Origin of the sequence: Bradyrhizobium diazoefficiens USDA 110, assembly GCF_000011365.1 — a bacterium.
GTDB lineage: Bacteria > Pseudomonadota > Alphaproteobacteria > Rhizobiales > Xanthobacteraceae > Bradyrhizobium > Bradyrhizobium diazoefficiens.
Genome location: NC_004463.1, coordinates 6,202,029 through 6,219,243 on the forward strand (window position 1 = coordinate 6,202,029; position 17,215 = coordinate 6,219,243).

Consider the following 17,215-nt stretch of genomic DNA (forward strand, 5'->3'; position numbering starts at 1 on the left):
AGCGCGCTATTTCTTGCGCCAGACGAACAGTCCGGACATCGCGTAGTTCCACACCACGCCCATCAGCGCGCCGGCCAGGCCGGCCAGCCACCAGATCGGCTCCTGGTCGTAGACCGAGAAGGCGACGCCGACATTGGCGAGCAGGCCGACGCTGCACACGATGTAGAAGGCGATCAGGCCGCGCAGCAGCGCAAAGCCCTTCAGCCGCTGATCGCGATAGGTGAGGAAGTTGTTGAGGACGAAGTTGCTGGTCATGGCGACGACGGCGCCTGCCGCCTGCGCTTCCGCGAACGGCGCCTTGAACACGTGAAGCCCGATGAACAGCGTGGCCAGGTGCACCACGAGACCGATGCCGCCGACCATCGCGAACAGGATGAAGCGCAGCGAGAGGATGTCGTTGCTCAGCTTGGCCAGCACGAGGCCCAGGAAGTCGAGCGCGACCATGGAATCCAGCTTGCTCTCACCGTGCTGGCGGGCGCCGAAGGTGTAGGGAATCTCGACGGCCCGCAAGCTGCCATGCGCGGTCGCGACCAGGTCGAGCAGGATCTTGAAGCCATGCACCGAAAGTTTCGGCGCCAATTCCTCGAAACGATCGCGGCGGACCATGAAGAAGCCGCTCATGGGATCGGCGATCTCGACCCGCAGCATCTTCCTGGCGACCTCGGTCGCCAGCGCACTGGCGCCGGCGCGCTGCTTGTTGAAGCCTTCGCTCTTGTAGCCCTCGATGTAGCGGCTGCCGACCACCAGATCGGCCTCGTCGCTGGCGAGCAGCAGCAGCATCTTCGGCAGCTGCGTCTCGTCGTGCTGAAGGTCGGCGTCGATCACGGCGACAAAGGGGGCGCTGGAGGCCAGGATGCCTTCGATGCAGGCGCCGGACAGGCCGCGGCGGCCGATGCGGCGGACACAGCGCACGCGGCTGTCGCGCTGGGCCAGCGCGCGCACGACGTCCCAGGTGCCGTCGGGTGAATTGTCGTCGACGAACACGACCTCCCAGGCGACGCTGGCGAGCGTCGCCTCCAGGCGCCGGTAGAGCACCGTGACGTTGTCGCGCTCGTTGAAGGTCGGGACGATGACCGACAGTTCCGGCCCCTCTTGAGCCTGGGGCGGATTGTCGGGGCCCGGTCTGATCGTTTCATTCATGACGGCAGCGTATATCCGCCGCGTCCTGCGCTGCCAAGCCGGGGTTTCCAAGGGGAAGGGCCCAAATGGGCCCTAAAATGCCAACGACCCCGGAACGGCGGGCGCGCGTACATCCGGCGCAGCCTTAGCTATTCCAAGGTCGTTCCAGCAACGGAGATCGTGACTCAACGTTGCCGTTAGTAGCTAGATGGGGACGGCAAAGCCGCTTTTCAAGGGGCAAAAGCACCCTTTTTCAGGCCGACGACTAGTTCGGGACTTCCTTGATCACCGGGCCGCGCGGCGCGGGGGCTGCCGGCGCCATGGCCGCCGGGGCCGGATCGACCTTTGCCGGCTTGGGCGGCTTGCCGTACTGGCCGATCGGCCCGAGGACGACGGCGACCGCGAGCACGACCGCCGCGACGATCGCGCCCAAAATGCCACCCACCGACTCAGACGACATGGAAGCCCATCCCTGTTCCAGATGCGATCATTGATACCACGGATGAACGCGGAGCCGGAAGGGCCACGGGACCGCGACCGCTGTCGACCTATTTCTGCGGCGGCCTATGCTTGATGAAAGCCGTCACGATGTCCTTCTGCGCCGACTCCACCGCCCTGTTCGCGGTCGCGAGATGGGCGCCGGAATCGATGTTTGGATATTGCGTGGTGAGATAGTCGAGCAATGCCACCCGGTAATATTGCCGCTCCGACGGACAGGCGCCCGCAACCGAGCGGCCAAAATCCTGTTCCGACAGGCCCTGATTGCTGTCGCGCGAATATTCCCGCGCCAGGCAATGCCAGTAATCGTCGCGGCCCTGCATGGCGAGCTTCTGCGCGCCCTTGGCGTCGTCGTCATCCGCCATGGCAGAATATGTGATGGCAGCAGATGTCATCATCATGAGCGCCGCCCCCAGCATCAGCATCCGCATCTTGTTCTCCTTCTTCGCAGATGATCTTGTCGGAAGCTTAGACGGGCCGCGGCAACTGGCCAATCACAACTCGTTTGACTAGGATGCCGGCCTCCCCTCCACGTCGATGCGAGATCCTTCCGTGGCCAAAACAAAAACCGTGTCCAAAAAATCCGGCAATATCTTCATCGGCGTCGGCGGCTGGACATTCGAGCCATGGCGCGGCGTGTTCTATCCGGAGAAGCTGACGCAGGCGAAGGAGCTGTCCTACGCGGCCTCGAAGCTGACCTCGATCGAGATCAACGGCACCTATTACGGCTCGCAGAAGCCGGAGAGCTTTCGCAAATGGGCCAGCGAAGTGCCTGAAGGTTTCGTGTTCTCGGTGAAGGGGCCGCGCTTCGCCACCAATCGCCGCGTGCTGGCCGAAGCCGGCGATTCCATCAAGCGCTTCTATGATTCCGGCGTGCTGGAACTCGGCGACCATCTCGGGCCGGTGCTGTGGCAGTTCGCGCCGACCAAGAAGTTCGACGGCGCCGATTTCGGCAAGTTCCTGGAGCTGCTGCCGCGCAAGCTCGACGGGCGCGCGCTGCGCCACGTGGTCGAGGTCCGCCACGACAGTTTCTGCACGCCCGACTTCGTCGCGCTGATCCGCGAATTCGAGACGCCGGTGGTGTTCGCCGAGCACGGCAAATATCCCGCCATCGCCGACGTTGCCGGCGATTTCGTCTACGCGCGGCTGCAGAAGGGCAATGACGAGATCAAGACCTGCTATCCGCCGAAGCAGCTCGATGCCTGGGCCCAGCGCTTCAAGGACTGGGCCGAAGGAAGCGAACCGGACGATCTGCCGAAGGTCGACAAGGCAAAGCCGAAGAAGGAGCCGCGCGACGTGTTCGCCTACGTCATCCACGAAGGCAAGGTGCGCGCACCGCACGGCGCCATGGAACTGATCGCGCGAGTGAGTTGAGGATGGTTCATGGCAAAGGCGAAGAAGCTCTTCACCATCGGTTATGAGCAGACGCCGCCCAAGGCCGTGCTCGACGAGCTGGAGCAGGCCGGCGTCAAGCTGGTCGTTGACGTGCGCGCGGTGACCTCGTCGCGCCGGCCGGGGTTTTCCAAGAAGCAGCTGTCGGCAGACCTCGACGAACGCGGCATCGCCTATGTCCATCTCGCCGCGCTCGGCACGCCCAAGGAGGGACGCCTTGCCGCGCGCAGCGGGCAGTACGACGTGCTGGAAAAGATCTACTCGAAGCACCTGAAGACGCCGCAGGCCAGGGAAGAGATGGACGAGCTCTCGGCGCTGGTGAAGAAGGCGGGGCCCGTGTGCCTGCTCTGCTACGAGCGCGACCACACCCACTGCCACCGCCAGATGATCGCGGAGGTGATCGAGGAGCGGGATGGTGTGACGGTGAGGAATTTGGCGGGGCGGCAGGTTTAGCTGCGCTGTCATTCCGGGGCGCGACAAAGTCGCGAGCCCGGAATCCATCGGGCCGCAGAGCTAGTGGAGGAATGGATTCCGGGTTCGCGCTGCGCGCGCCCCGGAATGACGGGTTGATGGACCTACCCCTCCCCCTCCAGCCTAAACGTCCCCTCCATCATCTGCACGCAGCTGCCGCCGACGTGGGCGGAGACGATCTTGCCATCCTGCTTGCGCACGCGCGTCAGGAGCAGGCTCGGACGGCCCATGTCGAAACCCTGGCCGATGGTGAGCTTCAACTCGCCATCGCGCGCGGGATCGAGATCGGCGAACAGCGCGGCGGCGGCGACCGTGGCGCTGCCGGTGGCGGGGTCCTCGATCAGGCCGCTGGCGCCGGGGAAGAACATCCGCGCCTGCCGCTCGCATGGCGCTTCCGCCGCCGGCACGTCGCGCGTGTAGAAATAGACCGAGAAGGCGCCATCGCGCGGCAACATCCGGCTGAACGCCGCAGCATCAGGCTTGGCCCGCCGCACGGCCTCACGCGACCCCACTTCCGCCACCACGAAGGGCGTTCCAACGCCGACGACCTGCGGGGCATGGCGATCGATCTTGATATCCTCCGCGGTCAGGGAGATGCAGGCCGCGACCTCTTCGGCGGAACATGTCGCGAGGCGGGCCAGCGGCTGCGGCGCGGTCAGCTCGGTGCTGACCACCCTGCCCTGCTCCCGTACGATCTCGACCGGCACGAGCCCCGCCTTCTCCTCGAACAGCAGGCGCGGCTTGGGCTCCCTTGCGATCGTCGCCAGCACGAAGGCGGTGCCGACATTGGGGTGACCGGCAAAGGGCAGCTCCCGCACCGGCGTGAAGATGCGCACCTCCGCATCGTTCGCCTTGTCGCGCGGCGGCAGCACGAAGGTCGTCTCGGAATAGTTGAACTCGGTCGCGATCGCCTGCATCTGCGTCGTCGACAAGCCGCCGGCATCGAGCACCACGGCGAGCTGGTTGCCGCCGAAGGCGCGGTCGGTGAACACGTCGACGGTGATGTAGCGGCGCTGCATCTTTGCTTTCCTCATGCAAATCGCAGCCGCGGGTCGGCTGCATCGTGCAGCAGTCTACAAGCCGGCGACATCGTCCGTCATGCCCCAAAATTCGGAGCAATCGGAGCAATCGCGACCGGACGTGTCAGAAGCGGAAGAGCTGATACGGCGATGCCAGCACTTGCGCACGCTCGCTCTGATCAGTGATCAGCGTATCGAGAAACTGCCGGTTCTTTTCGTAAGCCTGCGACGCCTCGAACTGCGTGTGCGGCCAGTCGCGGCCCCACAACAGGCGATCGAGGCCGTAAGCTTTGCGCAGCAGCGGATAGGCTTGCTTCGCAAAGCTCTCGCCGGCCGCGCCATTGCGATACGGCGCCGAGATCTTGACCCAGACGTTTCGCGTTGCGCCGAGCTTCAGCACGGACTGGAAGCCGGGATCGTCGACACCGAGCTTTGGATCGGGCAGCGCGTAGTGATCGAGCACGACTGCAACGCCGAGGTCCAGAAGCTGCGGCGCAAGCGCGGCGAGATCGGCCGCGTTGCGCTGGATTTCGACCTGCCAGCCCATCACTTTCACGCTCGCGAGCAACGTCTTCCATTCGCCGGCAGCGAGATCGGGCAAGGGCTGGCCGACGAGATTGAGGCGAATGCCGACGATGCCGGCGCGATCGAGCATGCGCAGCTCGTCCGCGCTAACAGCGGGATCGACGACGGCGATGCCGCGCAGGCGGCCGCCCGCCTCTTTCAGGCATGCAACCAGATAGGAATTGTCGGTGCCGAGAAAGCTCGGCTGCACCAGCACGCCATTGGACATGCCGTTGCGGTCGAGCTGCTCCAGATAGAGCGACAGCGGCGCGTCGTAGTCCGGCGCATAGCGCCGGCCCGGCGCCAGCTTGAGGCCGCGGTGAAAGACATGGGCGTGGGTATCGATCGTCGGCAAGGCCGCCTCACTGCTGGCTGTGGTCGCGGCCAGCGTCACGAGCGATGCGAGGCCCGCGCCAAACTGGCGGCGCGTCAGGCCGCGCTGGGACAATGTCATGGTGGCTCCTCCCCATCCCGCGTCAGGCGCGCGTTGCGGCGGCTTGTTCAAAGACCTTGCCGCGGGTTTCGGGCAGCAGCAGCACCGCGATCAGCACCAGCGAATAGGCGAAGGCCGCATCGATGCCGATCGCAGGTCCAAGCCCGATATGATCGCTGAGGAAGCCGACCAGGAACGGGAACGCGGCGGAGACGATGCGGCCGAAATTGTAGCAGAAGCCGACGCCGGTGCCGCGCACGCCGGCCGGATAGAGTTCGCTGAACAGCGCCGCCATGCTGGCTGGGATGCCGGCGGAGAAGAAGCCGAGCGGGAAGCCGAGCACCAGCATCTCGCCATCGGTCAGCGGCGCGAAGATGTAGATCAGCACGGTGATGATGCAGGCGCAGGCGAAGAACGCGACGTTGACCCGGCGACCGATGCGGTCGCTGATGATGCCGCTCGCCAGGCAGCCGCAGAAGAAGGCGACGATGATCACGGCGAGATAGCCGCTCGAGCCCAGCACCGACAGATGCCGCACTTCGCGCAAGTAAGTCGGCAGGAAGGTGGTGAGCGCCGCGTAGCCGCCATGGGCGCCGATGCCGAACAGGCCGCCGATCAGCGTCGCGCGCAACACGTCGCGATGGAAGATGCCCGAGAGCGTCGCGAGGAACGGCGTCTTTTCGCTGGCGATGGCGCGCGGCGGCTCCTTCAATCCGCGGCGGATGAAGATGATGAGCAGCGCCGGCAACAGCCCGAGCGCGAACAGCAGCCGCCAGGCGATCTCAGTGGGCGCATAGGTGAAGACCAGCGCCGACAGCAGCACGGCTGCGCCCCAGCCCACGGCCCAGGCGCTCTGCACCGAGCCGAGCGCCTTGCCGCGATGCTCGGGGCGGATGATCTCGGCCATCAGCACCGCGCCGCAGGCCCATTCGGCGCCGAAGCCGAGGCCCTGGACCGCTTTCAGGATCAGGAGCTGGGTGTAGGTCATCGCGAATGCGCAGGCGAAGGTCGCGAGTGCGAAGGTCGCAACCGTGATCTGAAGCGCCTTGACGCGGCCGAAGCGGTCGCCGAGCGCACCGCCGAGCCAGCCGCCGAACGCGCCGAAGAACAGCGTGACCGAGCCGAGCAGGCCGGCATCGGCCTTGCTGATGCCGAACGCCGCGATCAGCGCGGGGATGGCAAGGCCGAACATCTGGACGTCGAGCGCATCCAGCGCCCAGCCGCCAAAGCTTGCCCAGAACGTGCGCCGCTCCAGCGGCGAGCTTTCGCTGTACCAGTTCGACATTTTTCCTACCCCTGTACTCGTTTATTGCTTGGTGTCGTTGAAGAGCCGCTTCACCTGATCTCGGCGTGGTAGCGGAAGCGGTTGGCCGGCCCGCGCGAACGGCGCCATTCGATCGGCCGCCGTTCGAGGTCGAGCGCGAGACGCTCGATGACAATCAGAGGCGCATGCGCCTCGAGCCGCAGCAGGCGTGCCTGCATCTCGTTGGCGGTCTCGACCGTCAGGATTTCCTCGGCGGAGACCACGACCTCGCCGCAGCGCTCCTCGTAGAGCGGATACAGGAGGTCGCCGAACTCGGCTGTGTCGATGTCGAGGATCGGCGCAAAGCGCGATTGCTGCAGCCAGATCTCTTCGGCGAGCAGCGGGACGTCGTCAATCAGGCGCAGGCGCGACAGGCTGATCACGGGCTCGCCGACCGGGATGCGGAGTGCGGATGCGACCGCCGATGTCGCCGGCACGCTCTTGCGCCTGATGATGCGGCTCTTCGGCACGCGCCGCTCGCCGCTCTCCGACTGGAAGCGAAAGAAGCGGAACAGCGAGGAGTTGAAGCGCGCGCGGCGCACGAAGGTGCCGCGGCCCTGCTGGCGCTCCAGCACGGCATCCGCGACGAGCTGGTCGATCGCCTTGCGCACGGTGCCGATGGCAACGCCGTAATGCGCAGCCAACTCGGCTTCCGACGGGATCGGCTCGCCCGGCCGCCATTCATTGCGGTTGATCCGCGCGGCGAGGTCGTCGCGCAGGCGCTGGTAGCGTGGCAGGCGGTCGTCGAGCGGCGCTGAATTCATATAGTCATATAGATGACTAGATGATGCGGGAGTCAAGCGCTACGAAAATACCGCCGGCGGGAGGGCCGCCATGGATGACGCGAAGCCGGGCTGGCGGACTCCACCAGCCCGGCTTCGTCTGCTGTGATCGTCAGTTCATCGTCGTCGTATTGGGCAGGCAAGGCGGTTGCTTGTAGGGCGCAGAGGCATAGGCGCCCACCGCCGGAGCCCTGACGCAGTCCGTCGTCACGTGGGTTGCGGCGCGCAGAGGAGCGGCGTCGCGGGCGGCAGCGGCCTGGGTTTGGTAGACGGCGGCGGCGATCAGGACGGCCGCAACAACGGACAATCTGGTCATTGGTTTTCTCCGCATGACAAACGGAAACCGATGTTTCGGCTTCCAGAGTGCAGGAACGGAGAACGCGGCGCGATATTTCATCACGCGCCTTCAACGAAACGCGAGCGGTCTACCCGAGCTGAAACACCGCCACCTTCTGCTCGTAGCCGCGCACCTCGACTTCGCCGAGCGCGACAGCATCCTCGCCGTCATCGCCGAGCGCCTCGCGCACGGACGCCGAGATCAGCAGCTGCGAGCCGAACTCCTTGTTCAGCGCCTCCAGCCGCGAGGCAAAGTTCACGGTGTCGCCGATCACCGTGTACTCCTTGCGCCGGGGCGAACCGATATTGCCGGCGACGACCTCGCCGAAATGGATGCCGATGCCGATCCGCAGCGGCCAGCTCGTCTCCGCATTGATGCGGTCCATCGCGGCCAGCATCTCGCGGCCCGCGGCGACCGCGCGGTGCGCGGCGTCGGAGGCCTCCAGCGGCGCGCCGAACAGCGCGAGGAAGCCGTCGCCGAGAAACTTGTTCACGATGCCGCCCTGGCGGTCGAGGATGTCGACCAGCACCGCGAAGGCGCCATCGAGCCGGTCGACCACCTCCTGCGGGGTGCGCGACTGCGCCCCGGCGGTGAAGCCGCGGAAATCGACGAACATCACCGCGACGCGGCGGAGGTCGCCGGCCGCGCTCGTCCCCTCCGCCATCAGCCGCTCCACCACCTGCGGCGAGACGTGCTGGCCGAACAGATTGGTGACCCGGTCGCGCGCGGTGGCAGCCGCAATGCTCGCGGCGAATTGCCGCCGCAGCTGCGCACCGACGGAGCCGGCGAGCACGCCGCAGACAAGAATGACCGTGCTGCGCACGGCGTGGAAGTAGATCAGGGGTTCACCGGCCTCGCTCGCCGAGTTGTAATATAGCGCGACGGCCAGGAGTTCGGCTGCGGCCACAAATCCCGTGAAGGTTGACAGCCAGAAGTCGAGCCGCAGCGTCGAAAGAATGATGAAGATGAAATAGACCAGCGGCAGCACGAAACCGAGCGCCTGGCTCGCACCCATGCTGCGGATCTGCAGGATCAGGATGATCGTCGGCAGCGACGTTTCGATAAAGGCGCCGACGTAGCGCCTGATCACCGGCAGGTCGCGATCGAGCTTGAGGTTTCGCCTGATCTGGCTGTGGATCCAGACTTCGAAGAGGATGAAACCTCCCAAGAGGATGTATTCGCGGACGAGGCCCTCCGTCCCGCGCCAGACCCGGTTCACCAGAGCGGGGTCGATCAGGAAGGTTGAGGTGAGGAACAAGATCATGACGCAGCCGGTGATGATCAGTGTCCGCACCCGCAACAGCTCGGTGCGCAGCACTTCCCGCGTCAGCTCGCGCTCGAAGTCCTCCGACAAGGCGGCGTGTTGCCGCGCTTTCCTGCTCGCAAACTTGACCATTCCATCCCCCAGTCATTCCGGGGCACGCTAGCGTAAACCCGGAATCTCGAGATTCCGGGTTCGCACTAGCGTAGGCCCCGGAATGACTCTCAAGGACTAGTTTGCCTCAATCTAGCGTACGGCGGAAGCGCGTCACGGCGATGGTCATGGCGATCAGCATCAGGGCCGCCAGCGCCAGCGCGTCGAACTGCAGATTCTGCATGCTCGCCCCCTTCAGCATGATGGCGCGGACGATGCGCAAATAATGGGTCAGCGGCAAGGCCTCGCCGACATATTGCGCCCAGGCCGGCATGCCGGCGAACGGGAACATGAAGCCGGACAGCAGAATGCTCGGCAGGAAGAACATCATCGACATCTGCATGGCCTGGAGCTGGTTCTGCACGACGGTCGAGATCGTGTAGCCGATCGACAGGTTGGTGGTGATGAACAGCGTCGAGAGCAGCGCGAGCAGGAACAGATTGCCAAGCACGGGCACGCCGAACAGGCCGACGCCGATGCTGATGATCAGGAAGGCCTGGACGAAGCCGACCAGTACGTAAGGGATGATCTTGCCGAACATCACCTCGACCGGCTTGATCGGCATCGACAGCAGACTCTCCATGGTGCCGCGCTCGACCTCGCGCGTGACCGAGAGCGCGGTGAAGATCAGCATGGTCATGGTGAGGATGGTGCCGACGAGACCCGGCACGATGTTGAGGCTCGACGCTGCGGCCGGATTGTAGCGCGCATGCGCCCGGATCTCGAACGGCATCTCCGGGGGATTGCCGATATAGAGATCGTGCTTGAGCGCGGTCTGCACGACCATGCCGAGCGAGCCGATCGCCGAGCTCGCCGCGACCGGATCGGTGGCGTCGGCCGCGACCAGCAGCGCCGGCTTGTCGCCGCGCCGCACCGCCCGTTCGAATCCGCGCGGGATCTCGACGCCGAACAGGACCTTGCCGGATTTCAGCAGATTGTCGAAATCGTCGACGTCGTGCACCTCGTAGATGAAACGGAAATAGGCGGTGTTCTCCAGCGCCTTCAGGATCGAGCGGGTGAGATCGGAGTCCTCCTGGAGCAGCACGGCGCTCGGCAGATGGTGCGGCGTGGTGTTGATGGCATAGCCGAACAGCATGAGCTGCATCACCGGCAGCATCACGATCATCGCGAACGAGACGCGATCGCGCCTCAGCTGGATGAACTCCTTGATCAGCATCGCATAGGAGCGTCGCAGGAAGCCGAAGCGCTCGCGGATTTCGCGTGCGGGAGCCGGATGATCGACGGTGCTCATTGGAAATTGTCCTTGGAGCGGCTCATCAGTTCGATGAACACGTCTTCGAGCGAAGGATGCGAGCTCTGCCAGTGCAGGCCGCTCTTCTCGCGCCACGGCGCGATGCTGGCTTCGAGCGCGGCGACGTCGCGCCCCGAGACGTGCAACGAGGTGCCGAACGGTGCCACCATGTCGATTCCGGGCTTGCCGGTAAGCTCGGCGGTGAGCCCGTTCAAATCCTCACCCGTCACGGTGTAGGTCGTCAGCGCGGATTTCGCGATCACCTCCTCCACCGTGCCGTGCGCGAGCAGATGGCCGTAGGCGATATAGGCGATCTCGTGGCAGCGCTCGGCTTCGTCCATGTAGTGGGTCGAGACCAGCACGGTGAGGCCGTCGGCGGCGAGCGCGTGGATCTCGTTCCAGAAATCGCGCCGCGCCTTGGGGTCGACGCCGGCGGTCGGCTCGTCCAGCAGCAGCAATTGCGGATTGGGCAGCGTGCAGGCACCTAACGCCAGCCGCTGCTTCCAGCCGCCGGAGAGCTCGCCAGCGAGCTGCTCCTCGCGCCCCGAAAGCCCGATCCGCTTGATCATGTCGCGCGCCGCGTCGCGTGGATCGGCAAGGCCATAGAGCCGTGCCACGAATTCGAGGTTCTCGCGCACCGAGAGGTCCTGGTACAGGCTGAAGCGCTGGGTCATGTAGCCGACCTGGCGCTTGATCTTTTCGGCATCGCGCCGGATGTCGTAGCCGAGGCACGTCCCCTCGCCGCTGTCGGGCGTGAGCAGGCCGCAGAGGATGCGGATGGTGGTGGTCTTGCCCGAGCCGTTGGGACCGAGGAAGCCGTAGATCGAGCCGCGCTTCACCTGCATCGACAGATCGTGCACGACCTCGCGGCCGCCGAACGACTTCGTCAGGCCCTTGACGTCGATTGCGATGCCGTTGCCGCCGTTCATCGCTTGTCCGCCACCGGAGTTTTTGGATTGAGATAGACGTCGATCGGCTGCCCGACCCGCAAGGCATCGGGGCGCGAGGGCCGCGCCTGGATCAGGTAGACGAGCTTGTTGCGCTCATCGAGGCTGTAGATCACCGGCGGGGTGTATTCCGCCGAGGTCGCGATGAAATAGATCTTTGCGGTCAGGTCGGCCGCGCAATTGTCGCAGCCGATCCGGACCGTGTCGCCGATCGCAAGCTTGGGCAGCTCGGTCTCCGGCACGAAGAAGCGCAGCTTCATGTTGCCGGGCGGCATGATCGAGAGCACCGGCCGCTGCGCCGCCACCATCTCGCCCTCGCGGAAATAGATCTGCTGGATGGTGCCGGCGACCGGCGCAAAGCCCCTGCGCCGCGCCATCCGCGTCTCCGACGTCGCCACCCGCGCTTCCGCCACGCGGAGGGCGGAGACGGCGGAATCGAGATTGGCCTGCGTGCCCGAACCGGTCTTGTTCAGCGAGGCCGCACGGTCATAGGTCTGCTGCGCGTTGGCCAGCGTCGCCTTGTTCTGGTTGAGATCGGCAAGCTGGAGATCGTCGTCGACGGAATAGAGGGCGTCGCCGACCTTGACCTCGTCACCCTCGCGGATGTTCAGCTTCGTCACGCGGCCGGCTTCGTCCGGGCTGACGAAGATCATGTCGGCCTCGACCCAGCCCTGGAAGCCGGGATCGCGCTTCTCCTTGCAAGCCGCCAGCGCGGTTGCGAGCAGGACGGCCAATGCAAATCTGAAAATTACTTGCGACGACCTCATGTCGTCCTCCGTTCGCCAAAAATCAAATCGAGATGGACGCGCAGCATGTCCCGCGCGTCGAGCGGCGCGTGGCGCTCAAACAGGCTTTGCCAGATCACCGCGATCATCGCAGGTGCGATCAGGATCTGCGGATAGCGCGCAAGGTCCTTCTCGCGGATCTCGCCGCGGGCGATGCCAAGCTCGATCAGCGCGCGCATGGCGGCAACGCCGCGCGAGACCACCTCGCGGTAGTAGAAGTCGGCGACGGAGGGAAAGCGCGGCCCCTCCGCCACGATCAGGCGCACGAGATCACCGCGCCTGGTGCCGATCACCTCCTTGAGGAAGTTGCCGGCGAAGGCTTCGATGAGGTCGCGCACCGAGCCCACCGGCGGCGGCAACGTCGTCAGCCGCGCCACCACAGGCACGATCACGACGCGCACCAGCTCCTCGAACATCGATTCCTTGTCCTTGAAGTGCAGGTAGATCGTGCCCTTGGCGACGCCGGCACGTCTGGCGATGTCGTCGAGCCGCGTCGCGGCAAAGCCGCGCGCAATGAACTCCTCCATCGCCGCCTCCACGATCGCCGCACGCCGCTCCGCCGCGCGGGTGGCACGGTTCGAGGCGGGCGCGGCTTCGAGCATTTGGCTCCCAGCCTGGGCTGCAGATGCCGCGGCGGCTTTGGTGGGCTTCTTCGTCATGGTCAATTTATGACTGACTAGTCAGTCATAGTCAATTGTTGATGCCAGACAGAGCGCGGCCGAATTAAATTAGCATTGACTAATGAATTAGCTCTCACTAATTTATCGCCATGATCGAAGCCGCCCCAAACCCTGTCACCACCGTGATGCGCGCCCTCGCCGATCCGACCCGCCGCGCCGTGTTCGAACGCGTCTTCGAGAGCAAGGAGATCAGCGTCGCCGAGCTGACGCGCGGCAGTGGCGTGACGCAAGGCGCGATCTCGCAACACCTGAAGTCGCTGAAGCAGGCCGGCCTCGTGGCCGAGCGCGCGGAGGGCCGCAACGTCTACTACCGCGCCGCGCCGCAAGGACTCGAGCCGCTGGTGACCTGGATGGATCATTACGGCGTCTTCTGGCGCGAGCGCTTCCAGAACCTGCGTGACCTCTTGAAGGAGATCGATCCGTGAGTGCTGCCGAGTTGAAAGCCGAGACCAAAGACATCGTCATCGACGAGGTGTTCCCTCACGTTGCGGAGACGATCTGGAAGGCGTTGACCAGCGCCCAGCTGATCGCGCGCTGGCTGATGCCGCCGACCGGTTTTGAAGCCGTCGAAGGCAAGGCCTTCACGTTCCAGACCACTCCGGGCGGCAACTGGGACGGCGTCATCCATTGCCGGGTTCTGGAGGTCGTGCCGAACCGGCGCCTTGTCTACGCCTGGAAGGGCGGCGATGAGCGCAACACCGGCTACGGCGCGCCGCTCGACACGGTCGTGACGTGGTCCCTCACCCCGGTCGAAGCCGGCACGCGGATCCGCCTGGTTCATGCCGGCTTCGTCCTGCCCAGAAACGAGTCGGCCTACACGGTGATGAGTGGCGGCTGGAAGAAGGTCGTCCGCCAGCTTGACGAGATCAGTGGCGAGTAAGGAGTTATCGCGATGGACAAGCCCTATACAGGCGGCTGCGCCTGCGGCGCGATCCGCTATTCGATTCTGGGGGAGCCCCTGTTCAGCAATCACTGCCAGTGCCGGGACTGCCAGCGGGAAAGCGGCAGCGGCCACGGCTCCTACGCGACCTTCGCGCGCGCCGGCGTCACCGTAACCGGCGAGGCGAAGCACTGGGACATGGTCGGCGACAGCGGCAACGTGAAGACGCGCGGCTTCTGCGCCCGGTGCGGCTTGCCGGTTTACCTGACCTTTGCGGCAATGCCCGACATCTTCACCATCCGCGCCGCAAGCCTCGACGAGCCCGCCCGCTACAAGCCGCAGGTGGTGACTTACGCCGCGCGCGGCCATCAATGGGATCGTCTCGATCCGGACTTGCCGAAGTTCGAAGGCATGCCGCCGGGGTAGGCAGCGAGAGAGCGACGTCCCTTTGATACGAAAAGCATCGCCGCAAACTCGGTGCACCTCTCCCGCTTGCGGGGGAGGGAGCGCACCTCCTTCGCGGCAACGGCTCGTTTCACAACGCGCTAGCCAAAGTCCAGCACCATGCGGCCTTCGATCTTGCCGGCCTTCATCCGGTCGAAGACGTCGTTGATCTCAGCGAGCGGCACCTTTGTCACCTCGGCCTTGACCTTGCCGTCGGCGGCGAATGCGATGGCTTCGTCGAGATCGCGGCGGGTGCCGACGATGGAGCCGCGCACGGTGATGCGCTTGAGCACGACGTCGAAGATCGGCGTCGGGAATTCGCCCGGCGGCAGACCGACGAGGCTGACGGTGCCCTTCCGGCGCACCATCTTCAGCGCCTGGGCGAACGCGGCGGTCGAGACCGCCGTCACCAGCACGCCGTGCGCCCCTCCCCCGGTTACCGCCAACACCTTGTCCACGGCATCGGCCGCGAGCGCGTTGACGGCGAGGTCGGCGCCGGTCTCGCGCGCGAGCTCGAGCTTGTCGTCGGCGATATCGACGGCCGCGACCTTGAGGCCCATCGCCTTGGCATACTGGATCGCGACATGGCCGAGCCCGCCGACGCCCGAGATCACGACCCACTCGCCGGGCTTTGCCTCCGTCTCCTTCAAGCCCTTGTAGGTGGTGACGCCCGCGCACAGGATCGGCGCGATGCCCGCAAAATCGATCGTCGCCGGCAGTTTGGCGGCGAAGGCAGCCGAGGCGATGACATATTCGGCGAAGCCGCCGTTCACACTGTAGCCAGTGTTGTGCTGGTGCTCGCACAGCGTCTCCCAGCCGGTCTCGCAATATTCACAGGACATGCAGGCATCGTGCAGCCAGGCGACGCCGACGGCATCGCCCACCTTCAGATTCTTCACGCCGGATCCGAGCGCGGCGACGATGCCGGCAACCTCATGGCCCGGGATGAAAGGCGGAACCGGCTTCACCGGCCAGTCGCCGGAGGCTGCGTGCAAATCGGTATGGCAGACGCCGCACGCCTTGACCTTGACCAGAACCTCGCCGGGTCCGGGCTGCGGCACCGGCACGTCCTCGATCACGAGCGGCTTGCCGAATTGTCTGACGATTGCGGCTTTCATGGTCGGCATCTGTCTGCTCCGTTTGAATGACGGAGGCAAACTAGCGGCACCGGGCGGCGCCCCCTTGATTGGAGTCAAACCGCACAAAGTTTACGCAAGGCTCGCGCGATCGTGACATCACGATGACGACGCGGCGCAACGTGCGGATCGCGTCAGCTATGGAACTTCAGCCCGTCGACGATCTTGTCGATCACCTTGCGCTCGGCGCGCATTGCGATCCCGACGAGATTGAGGTCCGCGCGTGCCACCGCCTTTACCGCTTCGCGATTGGCGGCATCGTGCGTGGTCTTGAACATGTCCTCGGTATAGACGGCCGGCACCACGTTTCGGGTGAGCGCACGGTCGAGCGCGCGCGACAGTGCCGGACCCTCGGCGCCGTAGATCAGGATCGGCTGGCCGATCAGCGCGTGATATGTCGTGCCCGAGGCGTCCTCATAGGGTTCACCGATGCATTCCGGAAAGGCGGCGGCGATGCCGCTGGTGAGGAAAGCCGCGACGTTGAGCTTCTGCCAGGCCTGGAGATCGCTGCGGATCACCACCGCGATCTTGGTATCGAACTGCATACATGTCTCCACAAATCGTCATTCCGGGATGCGCCGTCAGGCGCAGACCCGGAATCTGGAGATTATCGCACGAGATTCCGGGTTCGTCGCTGCGCGACGCCCCGGAATGACGGAGGAGAATTCAACCCTTCGCGTCGCAGGCCCAGGCGCGGATCACGCATTCCTTGCCGCCGTATTTGTAGCATTCGCGCGTGGCGGCGTTGAGCGAGGCGGAGATCTTCGGCTTGACGGCATAGCCATAGGCACCGCAAGGATTGGACAGATCGACGGACATCGCCGCGCAGGCGCGCTTCATCGTCACCGTCGTGCAGTCGCCCTTGCACTGCTTCTGCGCCGCGGCGCGGGCCTCGTGCTCGGCGCCGTAATCGAAAGCCTGGCCATAGGCACCGCACTTGCCGACCGCAAACGCGCCGGCGGCGCGTGCATCCGTGATGTGGCGAGCGCCCGCGACACAAACAGACAACGCAAAGAAAAACATCGCGCAACGGCGCGCGACGACATTCGAAGCCATGGAAAAAACCCCTCCCCCCAAGGCAGGTGGAGTGAACTCTAAGCGCGGGACCGTTTCCAGATGGTGAAGGAGTGGTTGAAAACCCTGACGGACGCATGAGCGACCTCATACATCTTTTAGTTGTATTTGGAAAGCGCATCATTTAAAGTAGTTGACGCTCCAAGCAGAGAGCCGGAGGAAACAACCATGCGTCACTTCAACGGAATGCTCTTGGCGATGATTGCGTCGACGTCCCTGATCGGACCCCTGCCCGCATATGCGCAGTCGGTGAACTGGACCTGGACCAACCAGTATGGCTCGACCCTGGCCATCACCAGCTTCAACTCGAACACCGGCGCGATCACGGGCACCTACACCAACAACGCCGCAAACAGTTGCGACGAGGGCAAGCCGCAAGGTGTGACGGGTTGGCTGGCCTACGGCAACACCGGCACAGCGATCAGTTTCTCGGTGAACTTCCTCGGCTGCGGATCGACCACCGTCTGGACGGGGCAATTGAACAATGCGACGGGATTCCAGGGATTGTGGTATCTGTCCCTCGCCGAAGCCGTGGCGTGGAACGGCATCAGCGCGGGCGCCGACACGTTCACGTTCAGCAGCGGCGACAAGGCCCTCCTGACCAAGAGCGGCGTCGATCTGAAGGCCGGCAGCGAGAAGCTGTCGAACACCAAGAAGTAGGCGAGCGAAGCGAATCCGCTTCGTA

Annotated in this window: 22 protein-coding genes; 6 read left to right on the top strand and 16 right to left on the bottom strand. The window is 64.9% G+C overall.

Annotated features, from left to right (window positions below; genetic code table 11):
- Window positions 1-6: 6 nt before the first annotated feature.
- From BJA_RS28530 to BJA_RS28540, 3 genes are all read right to left on the bottom strand, one after another.
- The gene (locus tag BJA_RS28530; RefSeq protein ID WP_011088385.1) at window positions 7-1,140 is read right to left on the bottom strand and encodes a glycosyltransferase; all 1,134 of its coding nucleotides are present in this window, start codon (window positions 1,138-1,140) and stop codon (window positions 7-9) included.
- A gap of 244 nt (window positions 1,141-1,384) precedes the next feature.
- Window positions 1,385-1,579 carry a hypothetical protein gene (locus BJA_RS28535; protein ID WP_038967587.1) on the bottom strand — a complete coding sequence of 65 codons (195 nt, stop codon included), beginning with the start codon at window positions 1,577-1,579 and terminating at the stop codon, window positions 1,385-1,387.
- A gap of 88 nt (window positions 1,580-1,667) precedes the next feature.
- Entirely contained in the window at window positions 1,668-2,048 is a 381-nt protein-coding gene (locus BJA_RS28540) for a hypothetical protein (protein WP_011088386.1), read from the bottom strand.
- 106 nt (window positions 2,049-2,154) lie between these two features.
- Here BJA_RS28540 and BJA_RS28545 point away from each other — a divergent pair, with 106 nt between their 5' ends.
- Together BJA_RS28545 and BJA_RS28550 are read left to right on the top strand one after the other, a co-directional pair.
- Window positions 2,155-2,991, top strand: coding sequence for a DUF72 domain-containing protein (locus BJA_RS28545; protein ID WP_011088387.1), 837 nt, complete (start codon window positions 2,155-2,157; stop codon window positions 2,989-2,991).
- Between the two features lie 9 nt (window positions 2,992-3,000).
- Window positions 3,001-3,462, top strand: a complete 462-nt coding sequence (locus BJA_RS28550) for a DUF488 domain-containing protein (RefSeq protein WP_011088388.1) — start codon at window positions 3,001-3,003, stop codon at window positions 3,460-3,462.
- A gap of 122 nt (window positions 3,463-3,584) precedes the next feature.
- Here the strand turns inward: BJA_RS28550 and BJA_RS28555 are convergent, their stop codons facing one another.
- From BJA_RS28555 to BJA_RS28600, 10 genes are all read right to left on the bottom strand, one after another.
- A complete protein-coding gene (locus BJA_RS28555) occupies window positions 3,585-4,499 on the bottom strand; it encodes a PhzF family phenazine biosynthesis protein (protein ID WP_038967589.1) in 915 nt (304 codons plus the stop codon).
- A gap of 124 nt (window positions 4,500-4,623) precedes the next feature.
- Complete coding sequence (locus BJA_RS28560) at window positions 4,624-5,517, bottom strand: amidohydrolase family protein (RefSeq protein WP_011088390.1); 894 nt, start codon at window positions 5,515-5,517, stop codon at window positions 4,624-4,626.
- A 22-nt stretch (window positions 5,518-5,539) separates the two neighbouring features.
- Window positions 5,540-6,781: an MFS transporter gene (locus BJA_RS28565; RefSeq protein ID WP_011088391.1), complete on the bottom strand. Its 1,242-nt coding sequence runs from the start codon at window positions 6,779-6,781 to the stop codon at window positions 5,540-5,542.
- Window positions 6,782-6,831: 50 nt separating this feature from the next.
- Window positions 6,832-7,563: a GntR family transcriptional regulator gene (locus BJA_RS28570; RefSeq protein WP_011088392.1), complete on the bottom strand. Its 732-nt coding sequence runs from the start codon at window positions 7,561-7,563 to the stop codon at window positions 6,832-6,834.
- Window positions 7,564-7,693: 130 nt separating this feature from the next.
- Window positions 7,694-7,897: a hypothetical protein gene (locus BJA_RS28575; RefSeq protein ID WP_038967592.1), complete on the bottom strand. Its 204-nt coding sequence runs from the start codon at window positions 7,895-7,897 to the stop codon at window positions 7,694-7,696.
- A 109-nt stretch (window positions 7,898-8,006) separates the two neighbouring features.
- Window positions 8,007-9,314 carry an adenylate/guanylate cyclase domain-containing protein gene (locus BJA_RS28580; RefSeq protein ID WP_011088393.1) on the bottom strand — a complete coding sequence of 436 codons (1,308 nt, stop codon included), beginning with the start codon at window positions 9,312-9,314 and terminating at the stop codon, window positions 8,007-8,009.
- Between the two features lie 106 nt (window positions 9,315-9,420).
- A complete protein-coding gene (locus tag BJA_RS28585; RefSeq protein WP_011088394.1) occupies window positions 9,421-10,584 on the bottom strand; it encodes an ABC transporter permease in 1,164 nt (387 codons plus the stop codon).
- A complete protein-coding gene (locus tag BJA_RS28590; protein WP_011088395.1) occupies window positions 10,581-11,513 on the bottom strand; it encodes an ABC transporter ATP-binding protein in 933 nt (310 codons plus the stop codon). Before BJA_RS28590 ends, BJA_RS28585 begins: the two co-directional genes overlap by 4 nt.
- Window positions 11,510-12,298 carry an HlyD family secretion protein gene (locus BJA_RS28595; RefSeq protein WP_011088396.1) on the bottom strand — a complete coding sequence of 263 codons (789 nt, stop codon included), beginning with the start codon at window positions 12,296-12,298 and terminating at the stop codon, window positions 11,510-11,512. The genes BJA_RS28590 and BJA_RS28595 overlap by 4 nt, the downstream gene beginning before the upstream one ends.
- Entirely contained in the window at window positions 12,295-12,975 is a 681-nt protein-coding gene (locus BJA_RS28600; RefSeq protein WP_011088397.1) for a TetR/AcrR family transcriptional regulator, read from the bottom strand. Before BJA_RS28600 ends, BJA_RS28595 begins: the two co-directional genes overlap by 4 nt.
- A gap of 110 nt (window positions 12,976-13,085) precedes the next feature.
- Between BJA_RS28600 and BJA_RS28605 the strand changes: the two genes are divergently transcribed.
- Genes BJA_RS28605 through BJA_RS28615 form a run of 3 tightly spaced genes read left to right on the top strand, consistent with a single transcriptional unit; the run spans window position 13,086 to window position 14,302 of the window.
- Window positions 13,086-13,421 carry an ArsR/SmtB family transcription factor gene (locus tag BJA_RS28605; protein WP_011088398.1) on the top strand — a complete coding sequence of 112 codons (336 nt, stop codon included), beginning with the start codon at window positions 13,086-13,088 and terminating at the stop codon, window positions 13,419-13,421.
- The gene (locus BJA_RS28610; protein WP_011088399.1) at window positions 13,418-13,876 is read left to right on the top strand and encodes an SRPBCC family protein; all 459 of its coding nucleotides are present in this window, start codon (window positions 13,418-13,420) and stop codon (window positions 13,874-13,876) included. Before BJA_RS28605 ends, BJA_RS28610 begins: the two co-directional genes overlap by 4 nt.
- Window positions 13,877-13,888: 12 nt before the next feature.
- The gene (locus BJA_RS28615) at window positions 13,889-14,302 is read left to right on the top strand and encodes a GFA family protein (RefSeq protein WP_011088400.1); all 414 of its coding nucleotides are present in this window, start codon (window positions 13,889-13,891) and stop codon (window positions 14,300-14,302) included.
- A 119-nt stretch (window positions 14,303-14,421) separates the two neighbouring features.
- Here BJA_RS28615 and adhP read toward each other — a convergent pair whose 3' ends face one another.
- The 3 genes from adhP to BJA_RS28630 all read right to left on the bottom strand — a co-directional run bounded on the left by adhP (window position 14,422) and on the right by BJA_RS28630 (window position 16,512).
- The gene (gene adhP / locus BJA_RS28620; RefSeq protein WP_011088401.1) at window positions 14,422-15,447 is read right to left on the bottom strand and encodes an alcohol dehydrogenase AdhP; all 1,026 of its coding nucleotides are present in this window, start codon (window positions 15,445-15,447) and stop codon (window positions 14,422-14,424) included.
- A 143-nt stretch (window positions 15,448-15,590) separates the two neighbouring features.
- Window positions 15,591-16,001, bottom strand: a complete 411-nt coding sequence (locus BJA_RS28625) for a DUF2000 family protein (RefSeq protein WP_038967594.1) — start codon at window positions 15,999-16,001, stop codon at window positions 15,591-15,593.
- 121 nt (window positions 16,002-16,122) lie between these two features.
- Window positions 16,123-16,512 (bottom strand): DUF4189 domain-containing protein, encoded by a 390-nt coding sequence (locus BJA_RS28630; protein ID WP_011088403.1) that lies wholly within the window; start codon window positions 16,510-16,512, stop codon window positions 16,123-16,125.
- Between the two features lie 186 nt (window positions 16,513-16,698).
- On the opposite strand from BJA_RS28630, the gene BJA_RS28635 reads away from it, so the two are divergent.
- Window positions 16,699-17,190: an avidin/streptavidin family protein gene (locus tag BJA_RS28635; RefSeq protein ID WP_011088404.1), complete on the top strand. Its 492-nt coding sequence runs from the start codon at window positions 16,699-16,701 to the stop codon at window positions 17,188-17,190.
- The last annotated feature ends 25 nt before the right edge of the window (window positions 17,191-17,215 follow it).

Excerpts from the sequence above, each read along its gene's own strand:
- BJA_RS28530 (WP_011088385.1), bottom strand. The coding sequence starts at position 1,140 with ATGAATGAAACGATCAGACCGGGCCCCGACAATCCGCCCCAGGCTCAA.
- BJA_RS28595 (WP_011088396.1), bottom strand. The coding sequence starts at position 12,298 with ATGAGGTCGTCGCAAGTAATTTTCAGATTTGCATTGGCCGTCCTGCTC.
- BJA_RS28635 (WP_011088404.1), top strand. The coding sequence starts at position 16,699 with ATGCGTCACTTCAACGGAATGCTCTTGGCGATGATTGCGTCGACGTCC.
- BJA_RS28600 (WP_011088397.1), bottom strand. The coding sequence starts at position 12,975 with ATGACGAAGAAGCCCACCAAAGCCGCCGCGGCATCTGCAGCCCAGGCT.
- BJA_RS28580 (WP_011088393.1), bottom strand. The coding sequence starts at position 9,314 with ATGGTCAAGTTTGCGAGCAGGAAAGCGCGGCAACACGCCGCCTTGTCG.
- BJA_RS28575 (WP_038967592.1), bottom strand. The coding sequence starts at position 7,897 with ATGACCAGATTGTCCGTTGTTGCGGCCGTCCTGATCGCCGCCGCCGTC.
- BJA_RS28615 (WP_011088400.1), top strand. The coding sequence starts at position 13,889 with ATGGACAAGCCCTATACAGGCGGCTGCGCCTGCGGCGCGATCCGCTAT.
- adhP (WP_011088401.1), bottom strand. The coding sequence starts at position 15,447 with ATGCCGACCATGAAAGCCGCAATCGTCAGACAATTCGGCAAGCCGCTC.
- BJA_RS28545 (WP_011088387.1), top strand. The coding sequence starts at position 2,155 with ATGCGAGATCCTTCCGTGGCCAAAACAAAAACCGTGTCCAAAAAATCC.
- BJA_RS28565 (WP_011088391.1), bottom strand. The coding sequence starts at position 6,781 with ATGTCGAACTGGTACAGCGAAAGCTCGCCGCTGGAGCGGCGCACGTTC.
- BJA_RS28540 (WP_011088386.1), bottom strand. The coding sequence starts at position 2,048 with ATGCGGATGCTGATGCTGGGGGCGGCGCTCATGATGATGACATCTGCT.
- BJA_RS28625 (WP_038967594.1), bottom strand. The coding sequence starts at position 16,001 with ATGCAGTTCGATACCAAGATCGCGGTGGTGATCCGCAGCGATCTCCAG.
- BJA_RS28535 (WP_038967587.1), bottom strand. The coding sequence starts at position 1,579 with ATGTCGTCTGAGTCGGTGGGTGGCATTTTGGGCGCGATCGTCGCGGCG.
- BJA_RS28560 (WP_011088390.1), bottom strand. The coding sequence starts at position 5,517 with ATGACATTGTCCCAGCGCGGCCTGACGCGCCGCCAGTTTGGCGCGGGC.
- BJA_RS28585 (WP_011088394.1), bottom strand. The coding sequence starts at position 10,584 with ATGAGCACCGTCGATCATCCGGCTCCCGCACGCGAAATCCGCGAGCGC.
- BJA_RS28570 (WP_011088392.1), bottom strand. The coding sequence starts at position 7,563 with ATGAATTCAGCGCCGCTCGACGACCGCCTGCCACGCTACCAGCGCCTG.
- BJA_RS28555 (WP_038967589.1), bottom strand. The coding sequence starts at position 4,499 with ATGCAGCGCCGCTACATCACCGTCGACGTGTTCACCGACCGCGCCTTC.
- BJA_RS28590 (WP_011088395.1), bottom strand. The coding sequence starts at position 11,513 with ATGAACGGCGGCAACGGCATCGCAATCGACGTCAAGGGCCTGACGAAG.
- BJA_RS28630 (WP_011088403.1), bottom strand. The coding sequence starts at position 16,512 with ATGGCTTCGAATGTCGTCGCGCGCCGTTGCGCGATGTTTTTCTTTGCG.
- BJA_RS28605 (WP_011088398.1), top strand. The coding sequence starts at position 13,086 with ATGATCGAAGCCGCCCCAAACCCTGTCACCACCGTGATGCGCGCCCTC.
- BJA_RS28550 (WP_011088388.1), top strand. The coding sequence starts at position 3,001 with ATGGCAAAGGCGAAGAAGCTCTTCACCATCGGTTATGAGCAGACGCCG.